General features: G+C 50.3%; 1 protein-coding gene. It reads left to right on the plus strand.

What is annotated here, in order from left to right; genetic code table 11:
• Positions 1-984 precede the first annotated feature (984 nt).
• Positions 985-17,355 carry a non-ribosomal peptide synthetase gene (locus EAE91_RS21610; RefSeq protein WP_214090280.1) on the plus strand — a complete coding sequence of 5,457 codons (16,371 nt, stop codon included), beginning with the start codon at positions 985-987 and terminating at the stop codon, positions 17,353-17,355.
• The last annotated feature ends 1,030 nt before the right edge of the window (positions 17,356-18,385 follow it).

Consider the following 18,385-nt stretch of genomic DNA (forward strand, 5'->3'; position numbering starts at 1 on the left):
ATTATTTTTTTATTAATTTTATTTGCTATATGCAAAAACATGCTTCATTGTTGCTTTCGAAAATTATTAAAATAAGTAATGTAAAGTTTGAAAATAGTCATATATCTTCGCTATTAAATTTGACAAAGTAATGTCTTTGTACTCCTCTAATTTATTGAAATTCAATAATATTTAAATAAAACTATAAATTAATAAATGTCACAGGGCGTCAAGTAAATTACCTTGTAGAATGATTTACGTGGGGGATATTGTCTTGCAATTAATGATTCATTACGTAGCTAATGAATTTAATTTTAATTTGTATTGATTAGTTTACGGTATTTACATTAATCATATTATTTATTTGTTGAAAAATAGTGTGTTATGAATTACTTTTAATACTCTATATCTTCAAATAATTGAAGATATAGAGTGGTTTGTAAATATTGAATAAATTACATTTGTAATTGAGACATTGATTAATTATTAAGATAAAGAATTTATTTTATAAGTAATTATCAAAGTAAACTTTTTTGGTAATTGAGGGGTGATTTGCTCGTTTTATTTTTATAAATTTCTCATTTGTTTTTGAAATAATTCCAATTGGATATTAATGGAAAATAGATAAAATACAATAGTGATTTAGTGTTTATGCAGAATTGAATGCAGTTAACGGTTCCATTTTAAATAATGGAATTCAATGTTAGCCAATTAAAATTGTAGTCAATTAATCGAACTTATCTAAAAAAACGGGAACAAAAATGGAATGTCTTATTCCGGAGCATAAAATAAATTATTTATTCTGTTATCAGGGGAATTAATGTCAATAAATTGTTAATTGGTTGTTATTAACCGGGCTTATAGCATTCCACATCTGAATATCTTGAATTGATATCAGAGGTGTCCGTTTTTATTTCTTGGGGGCAAGAAGTGAGAAAGAAATATTAGTGATGGTTGTCAGAGATGACAGTTTCCAAATTTCTAACAGATTCGTTGAGGTAGTAAATGAAAGATAGCATTGCTCAAGCAGGAAGTACTTTAAAAGCTGAACTCCTCTCTCAGACGTCAGAAAATATAACCAAAGTAAATGACACTTTATCACCGACTCAAAATGTAAAGAATATTCCCCAGACGTTTACATCCAGTGAATCATTTTGGTGTGAACGTCTTGCTGCTTTGCAACCTCTCCAATTACCTTTTGAAACCGCCGGAGAACAGGCGGAACCCAGTTGGGTCATCAGTGACTGGCAGTCGCCGCTGCTAAAAAATGGTGAAGAAGAACCATTGCGAATGTTGTTGCAGGCATTCGTTATCTATCTTGCACGTTTGACTCAGCAAACGGCATTCCAAATTGGCTGGTGCGTGGATGGGGTAAACGATAAGTTGACAGATTTAGCACCGGTAGTGCCAATGGTCGTTGAGATGGAGTTTGATAAGCCTTGGTATGTGGTAGCGAACTGGTTGGATGGCGAGCTGGCCCGGCTGACCCAGCACCACACATTTAGTCGAGATCTCCTCGCGCATGCTCCTTCATTGTGGGCTATTCCGGCGTTGACAACCCACTGGCCGTGGCGGATTGCCGTTTCTGTCATTGCGGAGGATAGGCCGTGTGATCAGGCGGCGCTTGGCGAATTGCTGACACTCCAAATCAATGCGCAGGGCGGTTTTCGTTGGATCTACGATGAAAACCGCTTGAGTACGGAAATAGTTCTGCGCATGGGTGAACATTTACAGACGCTGGCAGCGTCAAAAAGGCAGGGAGAGGAAATGCCTATCTGGCAGCTTAATGTGTTGTCTGAGGCTGAACGTACCTTGCTACTGGAAACTTGGAACGCCACGGAAACCCCTTATCCTGACCCATTATGTATTCATCAATTATTCGAGCAACAGGCAGAACAAGCCCCGCACGCCACGGCGTTGGAATATCAACAACAGACCCTCAGTTATGCGGAACTGAATATTCGTGCTAACCGACTGGCTCATCAACTGATTGCGCTGGGCGTCACACCGGACCGGCGGGTAGCGATTTGTGTGGAACGCTCCCCGATGATGGTGGTGTCATTGCTGGCGGTGCTGAAAGCTGGTGGGGCTTATGTGCCGCTGGATTCGACTTATCCGCGGGAACGTCTGGCATATATCCTGAGCGATAGTGCGCCGTCAGTGGTGCTGGTTGATGAAGCTGGCCGGGCGGCGCTGGGCGAACAGCCGCTGGTAGGAATGACGGTACTTGATCCGAATATCCAACTTGACCAGCCCGATAGCAACCCGCAGATCCCGGCTTTAACGCCACAGCACTTGGCTTATGTGATTTACACCTCTGGTTCAACCGGGCAGCCGAAAGGGGTGATGGTGGAACATCAGGCGATTTACCAACGTTATCTGGGTTTTAATGACACCTATGCCGTCACCGCACAAGACCGGCTATTGCAATTTGCCGCGTTTGCGTTTGATGTTTCAGTGGAAGATTTCTTTTCGTCATTATGTAACGGGGCCACACTGGTTATCCGGGATGATAGCTGGCTGGCTTCGATACCAGAGTTTGTTACTTTAACCCGACAATATCGTATTACGGTGATGTCACTGCCGACTTTATTCTGGTCTGAACTGGCGGCTAGAGATAATGGATTACCGCTGCCGGATTGCCTCCGGCTCATCATCATTGGCGGTGAGGCGGTGAAAAAGAGCGCCATTCAAGACTGGTTTAGACAGGCAGGCCACCGGCCCCGGCTATTGAATGGTTATGGCCCGACGGAAAACACCGTGACGGTAACTTATAAGGATGTGTTATCCCCGGAAGATGCCCGTTCTATTGGTCGCCCGGCCAAAAATGCCCGTATCTATCTGTTGGACAAATATGGTGAACTGGTGCCCGCAGGTTGCGTAGGCGAGATGTACATTGGCGGCGTAGGTGTGGCGCGGGGTTATCTCAACCGGCCAGCGTTGAGCGTGGAACGTTTCATGCTGGATACTTTTAGCCCGGTATCCGGCGAACGGATGTATCGCTCTGGGGATTTAGCCCGCTACCTGCCGGATGGTGACTTGGAATTTTTGGGCCGTAACGATGAGCAGGTTAAAATTCGCGGTTTCCGTATTGAACTGGGGGAAATTGAAACCCGACTGACGGAACACCCGGCGGTACAAGAGGCGGCGGTGTTGGCACTGGATGGCGATCAGGGCAAACGGCTGGTGGCCTATGTAGAGGCGGAAGCGAATGAGAGATTGGCGGCTGATTTGCGTGAATACCTGAGTACCATTTTGCCTGACTATATGGTGCCGACGGCTTTTGTACGTCTGGATACCTTCCCGCAGACTCCAAGTGGCAAGTTAGATCGTCGGGCGTTGCCTGCGCCAGGGGAAGACGATTTTGCCCGTCAGATTTATGAAGCGCCACAAGGGAAGGCTGAAATCACCCTGGCGGCTATCTGGCGTCAGTTATTGGGCATTGAACAAATCAGCCGACATGACAGTTTCTTCGCGCTGGGTGGTCATTCCCTACTCGGTGTACAGATGATTGAGCGTTTGCGTCACCTGGGTTTAACACTGACGGCGCGTGATCTGTTTCAGTCGCCGGTGCTGTCAGCATTGGCTCAAACGTTGGGACAGCATCAAGCTGTGATAGTCCCGCCTAACGTCATCACGCCGACAACCACGGCGCTGACGTCGGAAATGTTACCGCTGATTGATTTGGGTCAGACTGACATTGACCGTATCGTCGAGCAGGTACTGGGTGGGATAACTAATATTCAGGATATCTATGCGTTGTCGCCGTTGCAGGACGGTATTCTGTTCCACCACCTGTTGGAACAGGAAGGCGACCCCTATCTGGTGCTCTATCCGGTGGCTTTTGCTAACCGCTCTTTGCTGGATCGTTATCTGGCGGCAGTACAACAGGCGATTGATCGCCATGATATCTTGCGGACGGCGTTTATTTGGCAAGGGTTGTCAGTCCCGGCGCAGGTAGTCTGGCGTCAGGCACGGTTGCCTGTGACAGAATTGACACTAGATCCGGCTGACGGCCCAGTCATTGACCAGTTAACCCGGCGTTTTGATCCCGCTCAGCATCGTCTTGATTTGAGTCAGGCACCGCTACTGCATTTTGTTATCGCTCAGGAAACCGATGGCCGCTGGTTCTTACTGGAATTGCAGCATCATTTGATTGGCGACCACGAAACGATGGAAGTCATGCACCGTGAAGTGCAGGCCTATTTTGCCGGACAGGGGGAGCATTTGCCTGCGCCAGTGCCGTTCCGTAATCTGGTGGCTGAGGCCCGGTTGGGAGTGAGTCAGGCAGCGCATACCCGTTTCTTCACCGATATGTTGGCGGTAGTGGATGAACCCACGTTGCCGTTCGGGTTAACCGGGGTGCATCGTGATGGCTCTCAGAAGACGGAATCCCACCGGATGTTGGTTCCTGAGCTAAATGACCGTCTGCGTAGTCAGGCTCGGCGTTTGGGCGTTAGTCTGGCGGCGCTGTGTCATCTGGCTTGGGCGCAGGTGTTATCGCGTACCAGCGGACAGGAGAAAGTGGTGTTTGGTACCGTGCTGTTTGGGCGTATGGCCGTGGGGGAAGGAATGGGGCTGTTTATCAATACCCTGCCGCTACGGCTGGATATGGATGAGACCCCGGTACAGGATGGTGTGCGGGAGGCACATCTGCGATTGGCTGAATTGTTGGAACATGAGCATGCGCCATTGGCGCTGGCTCAACGGTGCAGTGGGGTTGACAGCGGTACGCCGCTCTTTAGTGCCCTGTTGAACTATCGCCATAATGAGCAGCCTGATCCTTTGGACGAAACGATGGCCGGGATTGAATTCCTGGGCGAACAAGAGCGAACTAACTATCCGTTTGTACTGTCAGTGGAGGATGGTGGCTCTACTCTGGGGCTGACGGCTCAGGTCGTGCAACCGTTTGATCCGGAAAGCCTCTGCGGTTATATGCAACAGGCACTGGAGAGTCTGGTAACCGCGCTGGAGAAAACCCCGGAAATGCCCGTTCGGGTATTGAATATCCTGCCGGAAGCGGAACGTACCTTGTTGTTAGAAACCTGGAACGCCACGGAAACCGTCTATCCTGATCAGTTATGTATCCATCAGTTGTTTGAACAACAAGTGGAGAGAACTCCAACAGCAACGGCGCTGATAGCAGGAGATAAAACTCTGAGCTATACAGAACTGAATACCCGTGCTAACCGGCTAGCTCGTCAGTTAATCGAACAAGGGGTTCGTCCCGGTGATCATATTGCGCTTTTGCTAGAGCGATCGATAGAACTGGTGGTGGCCCAATTGGCTATTCTTAAAGTCGGCGCTGTTTATGTGCCGGTTGATCCCAGTGTGCCGGATGATCGAAAAAGCTGGTTGATAAATGATTGTTCTGCCCGGTTGCTACTTACCGATATGCAGATGGAGACTCCGGCTAACCTGGCTGTTCCGCTGCTTCGTTTCTCGGATGAGACAGACACGAGCAAAGAGGAAGATTACCTCAATCCTGATTTACCACACTCCAGCGCTGATTTAGCGTATATCATGTACACCTCCGGTTCTACCGGTACACCTAAAGGGGTATTGGTACCCCATCGTGCGGTGGTCCGACTGGTCATCAATAATGACTATGCTGAAATCGGGCCGGATGATCGGGTTGCCTTTACGGCTAATCCGGCTTTCGATGCCAGTACATTTGAAGTTTGGGCACCATTGCTTAATGGCGCGGCGTTAGTGGTTATTGACCGCGCCACGTTATTAACACCGCAGGAGTTAGTACCGGTTTTACAGGCTCACCACATTACAGTGCTGTGGCTGACTATCGGGTTGTTTAACCGGCTGGCGGCAGAGTTATCCCCGGTTCTGCCGCAGATTAAGATTCTGATTTTCGGGGGGGATATACCTGATTTACATGTGATTGCTCAGGTTCTGAATAATCGCCCGCCACAACAACTCTTGCAGGCTTATGGTCCGAGTGAGGGAACCACGTTTACCACCATGTATCCTATCGTGACATTAGCGCAGGGAGTGACTCGCATCCCCATTGGCCGACCGATAGCCAATACACGTATTTATCTGCTGGATGTTTACGGTCAGCCGGTACCGTCAGGTGCGATCGGTGAGATTTATGTGGGGGGAGATGGGGTTGCTTGCGGCTATCTTAATCGCCCTGACCAGACTGCTGAACGTTTCCTGATAGATCCATTTAGTGATCAACCGGATGCGCATATGTACCGGACCGGGGATTTGGCCCGTTATCTGCCGGATGGCAATCTGGAATTTCTGGGTCGTAATGATCAACAGGTTAAAATTCGCGGTTTCCGCATTGAACCGGGGGAAATTGAGACACGTCTGGTGGAGCATCCGGCGGTGCGTGAAGCCACTGTGCTAGCTATGGGGGATGGGCCGGACAAACGGCTGGTGGCCTATGTGGTGGCGGAAGCTCATGAGGGGTTGGCGATTAGTCTGCGTGATCACCTGAGTGCTATTTTACCGGATTACATGGTGCCGACAGCCTTTGTGCGCCTGGATGGGTTTCCATTAACCCCGAATGGTAAGTTGGATCGCCGGGCATTGCCGGTACCGGACAATGAAGCTTTGGCCCGTCAGGTTTATGCTGCGCCGCAAGGCGAAACGGAAATGGCGTTGGCAGCAATCTGGCGTGAATTACTAGGGATCGAACAAATCAGCCGGTATGACAGCTTTTTTGCCTTGGGCGGTCACTCGCTGCTCGCTGTACGGATGGTTGAACGCTTGCGTCACTTAGGTTTAACGCTGGCGGTGCGGGACCTGTTCCAGTCGCCAGTGTTGTTTGAATTGGCGCAAACACTGGGGCGGCAACCGGTTATGGTGGTACCGCCGAATGTCATTACGTCAGCGACGACGAAAATCACCCCAGAAATGTTGCCGCTGATTGATCTGACTCAGGCTGAGATTGACCGTATCGTCGGGCAAGTATCGGGCGGGATGACTAATATTCAGGATATCTATGCCCTGTCGCCGTTGCAGGACGGTATTTTGTTTCACCATTTATTGGCAAATGAAGGTGATCCCTATCTGGTGGTCAGCCAGATGGCCTTTGCTGAGCGGTCTCTGTTAGACCGTTATTTGGCGGCGGTGCAACAGGTGATTGATCGCCACGATATTCTACGGACTGCCTTTATCTGGCAAGAGTTGTCAGTGCCGACTCAGGTAGTCTGGCGTCAGGCATCCTTGTCGGTGACTGAGCTGGCGCTGAACCCGGCTGATGGCCCGGTTTGTGATCAACTCGTTCAACGTTTTAATCCCCGTCATTATCGTCTCGATTTAGGTCGGGCACCGCTGTTGCGTTTTGTGGTGGCACAGGAGACCGATGGCCGCTGGTTGTTACTGGAATTGCAGCATCACCTGATTGGCGACCATACCGCAATGAAAGTGATGAACCGTGAAGTGCAGGCGTACCTTGCTGGACAAGGGGATAATCTGCCTGACCCGGTGCCGTTCCGCAATCTGGTGGCGCAGGCTCGGCTAGGGGGAGATCAAGAAGCATATACCCGTTTCTTTACTGAGATGTTGGCGGAGGTGGATGAACCAACGCTGCCGTTCGGGTTGACGGATGTGCATCGTGATGGATCTCAGGAGATAGAATTCCATCGGCTGTTGACGGCCAGCTTGAATGGCCGTCTGCGTAGTCAGGCCCGGCGTTTGGGCGTCAGTCTGGCGGCGTTGTGTCATTTGGCTTGGGCACAGGTACTGTCGTGTACCAGTGGTCAGGAGAAAGTGGTGTTTGGCACCGTGTTGTTTGGGCGCATGACGGCGGGAGAAGGGGCTGATAGTGGCATGGGGCTATTTATTAATACCCTGCCGCTACGGCTGGACATCGATGATACGCCGGTACGTGATAGTGTACAGGCAGTACATACCCGGCTGGCGGGATTGTTGGAACATGAACATGCCTCACTCGCGCTGGCTCAACGATGCAGTGGGATTGCCAGCGGTACGCCGCTCTTTAGTGCCCTGTTCAACTATCGACATAATGATCAGTCAGATCCTTTGGATGAAACAATGGAGGGGATTGAATTCCTGGGCGAACAGGAGAGCACTAACTACCCCTTCGGGATGTCGGTGGAGGATGATGGCGCTACGTTAGGGTTGATCGCTCATGTGGTGCAACCGTTTGATCCGGAAAGTCTATGCAATTATATGCAGCAGGCGCTGGAGAGTTTGGTAGAGGCCCTTGAGCAGGCTCCAGAGACGCCGGTACGAACATTGAACATTCTGCCGGAAACGGAACGTACATTATTACTGGAAGCTTGGAACGTCACGGAGACCCCATACCCAGAGGCGTTATGTATTCATCAGTTGTTTGAACAACAGGTGGAGAAAACCCCGGAGGCCACGGCACTGGTGTATCAAGAGCAGACACTGAGTTATGCCGAGTTAAATGCCTGCGCCAACCGGTTAGCCCATCAACTGATTGCATGTGGCGTAACACCGGAACAACCGGTGGCGATTTGCGTGGCCCGTTCACCGGCGATGGTGGTGGCATTGTTGGCGGTGTTGAAAGCCGGTGGAGCTTACGTGCCGCTGGATTCAACCTACCCGGCGGAGCGTCTGACGTATATCCTGCATGACACTGCCCCATCAGTGGTATTGGCTGATGCGCCCGGACAGGCCGCACTGGGTGGCGAGGCATTGGCAGGGCTGACGGTAATTGACCCGAATATCCAGCCTGACCAACCGGACAACAATCCATTAGTGACGGCATTAACGCCACAGCATCTGGCCTATGTGATTTACACCTCCGGTTCAACCGGGCAGCCGAAAGGGGTGATGGTAGAACATCAGGCGGTGTATCAACGTTATCTGGGGGTTAATGAACCCTATGCCATCACCGCGCAAGACCGGGTATTGCAATTTGCCGCGTTTGCGTTTGATGTTTCAGTGGAAGAGTGCTTTTCATCATTGTGCAGCGGCGCGACGCTAGTTATTCGTGATGAGAGCTGGCTGGCCTCAATGACGGAATTTATTGCTTTAGCCCGGCAAAACCATATCACGGTGATGTTTCTGCCGACTTTATTCTGGTCTGAACTGGCGGCCAGAGACAACGGATTATCGTTGCCGGAGTGTCTCCGGCTGATCATCATTGGCAGTGAGGCGGTCAAAAAGAACGCTATTAAGGACTGGTTTAGGCAGGAAGGCCACCGACCTCAGCTACTGAACGCTTATGGTCCGACGGAAAATACCGTGACGGCGACCTGTAAAGAAATAGTATCCCCGGCAGATGATCGTTCTATCGGTTGGCCGATTAGGAATACTCGTGTTTACCTGTTGGACAGACACGGCCAACCTGTGCCATTAGGCTGCGTGGGAGAAATGTATATTGGTGGCGTGGGGGTAGCACGGGGTTATCTGAACCGACTGGCATTGAGCGAGGAACGTTTTATATCGGACCCCTTTAGTCCGGTGTCCGATGCTCGGATGTATCGCACCGGGGATTTAGCGCGTTATCTGCCGAATGGTGAGCTGGAATTCTTCGGTCGTAACGACCAACAGGTTAAAATTCGCGGCTTCCGGGTTGAACTGGGGGAAATTGAAACTCGGCTGGTGGAACACCCGGCGGTGCAAGGGGCGGCGGTGCTGGCGCTGGATGATGAGCAGGGCAAACGGCTGGTGGCCTATGTGGCGGCACAAGCGCATGAGGGATTGGCGGTTGATTTGCGTGAACACCTGTGCGCGGTTTTACCTGACTATATGATACCGGCGGCCTTTGTGCGGCTGGATAGCTTCCCGCAGACACCGAATGGCAAGCTGGACCGCCGGGCATTACCGGCACCGGGGGAGGCGACGTTTGCTCGTCAAGTTTATGAAGCCCCGCAAGGAAAGATAGAAACGATGCTGGCGGCTGTCTGGTGTGAATTACTGAATGTTGAGCAGATTAGCCGACATGACAGCTTCTTTGCGTTGGGCGGTCATTCATTGCTTGCTGTGCGCATGATTGAACGATTGCGGCGTATCGGTCTGGGCGTATCGGTGCAAACGCTATTCCAACATCCAACACTCTGTGTTCTGGCCCAGTCTCTGGTTCAGCATGATGAAATCCGGGTGCCTGACAACGGTATTACACCGGATACGACGGTGCTGACACCAGCGATGTTGCCGCTGATTGATTTAACTCAGGCTGATATTGACCGCATCGTCGGACAAGTACCGGGCGGGATGGCGAATATTCAGGACATCTATGCATTGTCGCCATTGCAGGATGGTATTTTGTTCCACCATCTACTGGAGAGTGAAGGTGATACGTATCTGTTAATCAGCCAGATGGTTTTTGCTGACCGGGCGCTGTTGGATCGTTATCTGGCGGCGATTCAACGGACCATTGATCGGCATGATATCCTGCGTACCGCCTTTATCTGGCAAGGATTGTCAATGCCGGCACAGGTGGTCTGGCGTCAGGCCCCATTGTCAGTGACTGAACTGGTTCTGGACCCGGCTGACGGTCCGGTCAGTGACCAGCTAACCCAGCGTTTTGATCCCGCTCACTATCGTCTTGACCTGAGTCAAGCCCCGTTACTGCGTTTTGTTATCGCGCAGGAAACGGATGGTCGTTGGTTGTTACTGGAATTGCATCATCACTTGATTGGCGATCATGAAACGATGGAGGTGATGCACCGCGAAGTACAGGCGTATCTGACAGGGCGGGAGGAGAGTTTGCCGACGCCGGTTCCTTTCCGCAATCTGGTGGCGCAGGCCCGATTGGGTGTCAGTCAGGAAGAACATACTCGCTTCTTTACCGAGATGTTGGCGGAGGTGGAGGAATCGACGTTACCGTTCGGGCTGACGGAGGTCCATCGTGATGGTTCGCAGGTGACGGAATCCCACCGGATGTTGGCTCCTGAGCTAAATGACCGTTTACGTAGTCAGGCCCGGCGTTTGGGGGTCAGTCTGGCGGCGCTGTGTCATTTGGCTTGGGCGCAGGTGTTGTCTTGTACCAGTGGTCAGCAGAGTGTTGTGTTTGGTACGGTGCTGTTTGGGCGTATGCAGGCGGGAAGCGGTGCTGACAGTGGCATGGGGTTGTTTATCAATACCTTGCCGTTGCGGCTGGATATTGATGAGACCCCAGTGCGGGATAGCGTACAGACCGCCCATACCCGACTCGCCGGATTATTGGCGCATGAGCATGCTTCATTGGCGCTGGCTCAACGTTGCAGCGGGGTTGCCAGCGGTACGCCGCTCTTTAGCGCCTTGTTGAACTATCGGCACAATGCTTTATCGGCAACGTCGGATGAACTGATCAGCGGTATTGAATTTCTTGACGCACAGGAGCGAACCAACTACCCATTTGTGCTGTCGGTGGAGGATTTTGGTGAATCTCTGGGGCTGACGGCTCAGGTAGTGCAACCGTTTGATCCGGAAAGCTTATGCAGTTATATGCAACAGGCGCTGGAGAGTCTGGTAGACGCTTTGGATCAAGCGCCACAAACACCGATACGCGCCTTGAACATCCTGCCGGAAACAGAACGCACACGGTTGCTGGAAACTTGGAATGCCACGGAAACCGCTTATCCTGATGCATTATGTATTCATCAATTGTTTGAGCAGCAGGTAGAGAAAACCCCGGAGGCGACGGCGCTGATAGCGGGAGATAAGATCTTAAGTTATGCGGAACTGAATACAGGCGCTAACCGATTGGCTCATCAGCTAATCGAACTGGGAATTCGTCCAGATGATCATGTTGCGATCCTGTTAGAGCGCTCGATGGAATTGGTAGTGGCCCAATTGGCGATTCTCAAAGCCGGTGCTGTTTACGTGCCGGTTGATCCCAGTATGCCGGATGAACGGAAAAATTGGCTGATAAGTGATTGTGCAGCCAAATTGTTGCTCACGGATACACGGACTGATATTCCGACTAACTTGACGATTGCGCTGTTACGTCTCTCGGATGAGAACAGTGTGAACAGCGAGCGAGATCGTATCAACCCTGATTTGCCGCGTTCCAGCACTGAGTTAGCGTATATCATGTATACCTCCGGTTCGACCGGCACACCCAAAGGGGTTTTGGTGCCGCATCGTGCTATGGTTCGGCTGGTCATTAATAATGGTTATGCCAACATCGGGCCGGAGGATCGAGTGGCCTTTACCGCTAATCCGGCTTTCGATGCCAGCACGTTTGAAGTTTGGGCACCGTTGCTTAACGGTGGTGCTTTAGTGGTTATCGACCGCGCGACCTTATTGACACCACAGGAGTTAGTGCTGACTTTACAGGAGCACCGCATCACGGTTCTATGGCTGACTATCGGGTTGTTTAACCGGTTGGCGGCAGAGTTATCTCCCATTCTGCCGCAAATTAAGATCCTGATTTTTGGGGGAGATATACCCGATTTACAGGTGATTGCTCAGGTTCTGGATAATCGTCCACCACAACAATTATTGCAGGCTTATGGTCCGAGTGAAGGAACCACTTTTACCACCATGTATCCTATCGAGACGTTACCGCGGGGAGTGAGCCGGATACCTATTGGCCGGCCAATAGCGAATACACGGGTTTATTTGCTGGATGCGTATGGTCAGCCGGTACCGCCAGGTGTGATCGGTGAAATTTATGTCGGTGGTGATGGGGTAGCCCAAGGTTATCTCAATCGTCCTGAGTTAACCGCCGAACGTTTCCTTATCGATCCGTTCAGTGATAACCCGGAGGCACGTATGTACCGCACCGGGGATTTGGCCCGCTATTTGCCGGACGGTAATCTGGAATTTTTGGGCCGTAATGACCAGCAGGTTAAAATCCGCGGTTTCCGCATTGAACCGGGGGAAATTGAGGCGCGTCTGGTAGAGTATCCGGCGGTGCGTGAGGCGGCAGTGTTAGCGTTAGGTGATGGGCCGGATAAACGGCTGGTGGCCTATGTGGTAGCGCCTGAGGATGATGGGCTGGTGAATAGTTTGCGTGATTACCTGAGCAAAATTTTGCCTGACTATATGGTGCCGTCGGCCTTTGTGCGCTTGGATACGTTTCCGTTGACGCCGAACGGTAAGCTGGATCGTCGGGCGCTGCCGACACCGGATAGTGAAGCCGTTGCCCGTCAGGTTTACGTAGCGCCACAAGGAGAAACGGAAATGACGTTAGCGGCGATTTGGCGTGAATTACTGGGGATTGAACAGGTTAGTCGGTATGACAGCTTCTTTGCGTTGGGCGGCCATTCACTACTCGCTGTACGCATGATTGAGCGCCTGCGTCACTTGGGATTGACACTGGCGGCGCGTGATCTGTTCCAGTCTCCGGTGCTGTCAGATTTGGCCCAAACGTTGGGACAGCATCAGGCCGTCATTGTGCCGACTAACGTCATCATCTCGGCAACCACGGCGCTGACGCCGGAAATGTTGCCGCTGATTGATTTGACTCAAACTGACATTGACCGCATTGTCGGGCAAGTGCCGGGCGGGGTGACCAATATTCAGGATATCTATGCCCTGTCGCCGTTGCAGGACGGTATTTTGTTCCATCACCTATTGGCAAACAAAGGGGACCCCTATTTATTAACCGGTCAGATGGTCTTTACTGAACGAACTTTGCTGGACCGTTATCTGGCGGCGGTGCAACAAGTAGTTAGTAGACACGATATCCTGCGTACCGCCTTTATCTGGCAGGGATTGTCAGTGCCCGCTCAAGTGGTTTGGCGTCAGGCATCCTTGTCGGTGACTGAGTTGACACTGAACCCAGCCGATGGACCGGTTAGCGGGCAATTGGCTGAGCGTTTTGATCCCCGTCACCATCGTTTGGACTTGAGCCAAGCACCGTTATTGCGCTTTGTGGCGGCACAGGAAAATGATGGCCGTTGGATTGTACTGCAATTACTTCATCATTTGATTGGCGACCATACCACGTTGGACGTGATGAACCGTGAAGTACAAGCTTATCTGGATGGACAGGAGGAGGGCCTGCCAACGCCGACGCCTTTCCGCAATTTGGTGGCGCAGGCCCGGCTAGGAGTGAGTCAGGAAGCGCATATCCGCTTCTTTACCGACATGTTAGCCGAAGTGGATGAACCCACTCTGCCGTTCGGATTGACGGAGGTGCATCGTGATGGTTCGCAGGTGACGGAATCGCAACGGATGTTGTCCCCTGAGCTGAATGACCGTCTGCGTGGTCAAGCCCGGCGTTTGGGGGTCAGTCTGGCGGCTTTATGTCATTTGGCCTGGGCGCAGGTGTTGTCGCGTACTAGCGGACAGCAACAGGTGGTGTTCGGTACCGTAATATTTGGGCGCATGGCGGTGGGGAAAGGGGTTGACAGCGGCATGGGGCTGTTTATCAATACCTTGCCGTTGCGGCTGGATATGGATGATACGCCAGTGCGTGATAGTGTACAGGCAGTACATAACCGGCTAGCGGGATTGTTGGAACATGAACATGCCTCACTGGCGCTGGCTCAGCGTTGTAGCGGGGTGATGGATGGTATTCCACTGTTTAGCGCCCTGTTGAACTACCGACATAACGATCAGCCTGATCCTCTGGATGGAACGATGGACGGCATTGAATTCCTTGGGGCGCAGGAATTTACTAACTATCCATTTGCCTTGTCGGTGGAAGATTTTGGTGATGCATTAGGGTTGACTGCTCAAGTTATCCAGCCGTTTGAGCCGGAACGGGTATGTGGCTATATGCAACAGGCACTGGAAAGCTTGGCGGCGGCGCTGGAACAGACCCCGGAAACGCCGGTACGGACATTGAACATTCTGCCTGAAACAGAGAGTACGTTACTGTTGAACACCTGGAATACGACGGAAACCTCGTATCTTAACCCGTTATGTATTCATCAATTGTTTGAACAACAGGTAGAGCAAAGCCCAGACGCGACAGCGTTAGTGTATGAGGAGCAAATTCTCAGTTATGCCGAATTAAATGCCCGTGCTAATCGGTTGGCCCATCAGCTCATTGCGCTAGGTGTAGAACCGGATCAGCGGGTGGCGATTTGCGTGGCACGTTCACCGGCGATGGTGGTGGGATTATTGGCGGTGCTGAAAGCGGGCGCGGCTTATGTGCCGCTGGACCCGGATTATCCGGGCGAACGTCTATCACATATTTTGGCCGATGTCTCACCGGTTATTTTACTGGCTGATGCCGTTGGGCGTACAGTGTTGGGCGAAAACGTGCTGGCCGGGCTGACAGTGCTTGATCCGAATAGATTGCCTGACCTGCCAGACAGCAATCCACAGATACCGGAATTGACTCCGCGGCATCTGGCGTATGTAATTTACACCTCCGGTTCGACCGGCACGCCAAAGGGGGTGATGGTTGAACATCGGCAACTGGTGAGTCAAATTACTTCGTTGAACATGAAGTGGTCGCTTAACGCGTCTGACCGTATATTACAATTTTGCAACCCCTCTTTTGACGTTTGCGCGTCAGAAATATTTTGCGCAATAACGCTGGGGGCACAATTAGTTCTGAGAACAGATCAGTGGCTCCTAAGTGCGCAGGAGTTCTGGCGTCGGTGTGAGTGTTATAGAATTACCTACATTGCGATACCTGCTCAATTCTGGCGGATAATATCGAATGTCAATGAAAGCGATATCTATCAGGGCGTAAGAGTTATTTGCATTGGTGGGGAAGCGATACCTGATCATGAGTTACAACGTTGGCTATCGGTTCACGGTGAATACCCGGTTCTCGCTAATTGTTACGGCCCTACCGAAGCCACGATTACCACGACGACATCCTGCCTAAACGAGGGGATGGGGCAGGCTAATATCATTGGTCGTCCGCTGTCGAATACACGTGTTTACTTGCTCGATGTTCAAGGGCAGCCAGTACCGTTAGGCGCGGTGGGGGAATTGTATATTGGGGGCGCTGGTGTCGCACGGGGTTATCTCAACCGTGCTGAACTGACCGCAGAATATTTCCTGACTGATCCGTTTAGTGATAATCCAAATGCACGGATGTATCGCACCGGGGATTGGGTTCGCTACTTGCCGGATGGCAATCTGGAATTCCTGGGGCGTAATGATCATCAGGTGAAAATTCGCGGCTTCCGGGTTGAACCGGGGGAAATTGAAGCCCGATTGGTAGAACATCCCGCAGTGAGTCAATCTGTGGTGCTGGCGTTGGGTGAAGGGCAGGGCAAACGCTTGGTGGCTTATGTGGTGGCGCAAGCGGATGAGCGGTTAGCGAATAACTTGCGTACCCACCTGAGTGCCATTTTACCTGACTATATGGTGCCGTCAGCCTTTGTGCGTCTGGATGCCTTCCCATTGACGCCAAATGGTAAGTTAGATCGTCATGGGTTACCGGAGCCGGACAGCGAAGCCTTTGCTCGTCAGGCTTACGAGGCACCACAAGGCGAAACGGAAACTGTATTAGCGGCGATTTGGTGTGAATTGCTGGGGATTGAACAGGTTAGCCGGTCTGACAATTTCTTCGCGTTGGGCGGTCACTCGCTGCTTGCGATGCGAATGATGAATCTTGCCGCTGGCCGAGGGTTGATTTTTACACTGAATATTGTGTTCCAATTCCCGGTGCTGGCCGAATTGGCTGCAAAAATCACCTCGGATTTATTGTCTCAACCGCAAAGCCGCGCTATATCGGTGCGACCTGATGGGGCAGGATTGCCACTGTTTTTTGTTCCCAGTGGCATGGGTGATTATTCTTATGTCTTCGGGCTGGCTCAGCATATCCCGTCGGGCTACCCGATTTATGCGCTGCCCTGGCCGTCCATCAGTGAAGAACCGATGGCAACGATGGAAGCGCAGGCTGCCAGAATGATTGCCTTGATGAAAGCCGTTCAACCGGCAGGCCCGTACCGGATAAGTGGCTACTCTTCTGGTGGAATATTGGCTTATGCCATTGTTCAGCAGCTTTTAAGTACTGGCGAGCAAGTCAGTTTCCTGGGGCTGATTGATACGCCTGCGCCTCATTATTTTGGCAAAGAGGCCATGCAGTCCAAACATCATTTCCTTACTGAGCTGGCCCGGCAGTCAGGGGAGGCGTGCAAAGAAAAGATTGCGGCGTTATATCGGCGAATTGATGAGTTGAATTTGGTGCAGTTTATTGAAGCGGCGCAAGAGCTGGCGTTATATCCCGCAAACCTGCGTGCTGATGTGATGGCAAAATGTTGGCGGCAGATCGAACGTTACAGCCAAATAGTGGCGGATTATGAGCCGCCAGCATTAGCAATAACGCTGCATCAGTTCTATGCGGCAGAACCTTCTCCTGCTGTTTCTTTTGTGGCAGATGAAAAGCCAGAGTCCGTGAACATAGAACCGTCGTTAGGTTGGGAGCGGGTAATGCCTGATACTTCACTGCAATTGATTGCTACTCCGGGTAATCATTTTAGTTTATTGGAGGATGATAAAAATAAAACCGCGTTAGCTCAGATTTTGGATAGGGCGTTGGCAATCCACTATGACGAGGAGGTTTCGTAATACTGATATATTAAGGAAGTACTCAATTATTCAGTTCGCGTATGATAATCCGGTATGTATTTATTATGCCGGATTTTTTATGCATTAAAATAGAATAAGGAAACTTATCGTTCCCATATAAGTTATTTTTTTTAGGTTTCTTTGTTATTATTGTTGCTATTTTATATTGTGTGAATTCAAACGGATTTTATTGTTGATTTTATTTTGTTTTGTTGATTGCCTTGGTGTCAAAATTATATTTTTAATTGTGGTGTTATTGTTGGGGATATTTATTGTAATAAATAATTATGAGAAAATAATTGAAAGTGTGATCATGGTAATGTGTTGTTTGATGGTAATATAGGCTAATTGAATCAACCTCCATTTTATGAACTCGCTTTAGAATAGATTGGGTTTATTTTAAAAGCTCGTGATAATTAAAAACCTTACTTATTTGTGGTAATTGTTTATACCCTATGGATTTCAAGATGCTTCGCGACGGCAAGGGAGCGAATCCCCGGAAGCATAGATAACTATGTGACCGGGGTGAGTGAGTGCAGCCAACAAAGAGGCGACTTGAAAGATGACGGGTATATATTGGGAGGGGTATATAATTGAATAGTATTGATTTTTATCCTAGCTGGCACCACGTGCCGGTAAATATCGCCGGGCGTCAGAAAAATCACATCACAAAACGATCTAATTTGAATATATCTTGTCACAATCAATATTTTATTGAGTTAATTATTATGCCTGTCACCTTGTTTTATTGTTGTGAAATAATCTGTGGTGATATTAATTGTACGTTGTAATGTTTCTTTACGGTATTGAATATAATAATGTCCTGATAGGAACAAGAACAGAGTGTTTTATTTGTGCAATTAAGGCTGATTATTTGTTCGGTTATTAGGGGAATTAGCGTGCAAAAATGACTAATTGTCCGTTATTAATCGGGCGATGGTACGATTTTTGAATATCTTGAATTGATGTCGGATGCGTCCGTTTTTATTTCTTGGGGGCAAGAAGTAAGAAAGAAATATTGGTGAGGGCT

This window comes from Photorhabdus noenieputensis, from assembly GCF_018448935.1.
GTDB classification, from domain to species: Bacteria; Pseudomonadota; Gammaproteobacteria; order Enterobacterales; family Enterobacteriaceae; genus Photorhabdus; species Photorhabdus noenieputensis.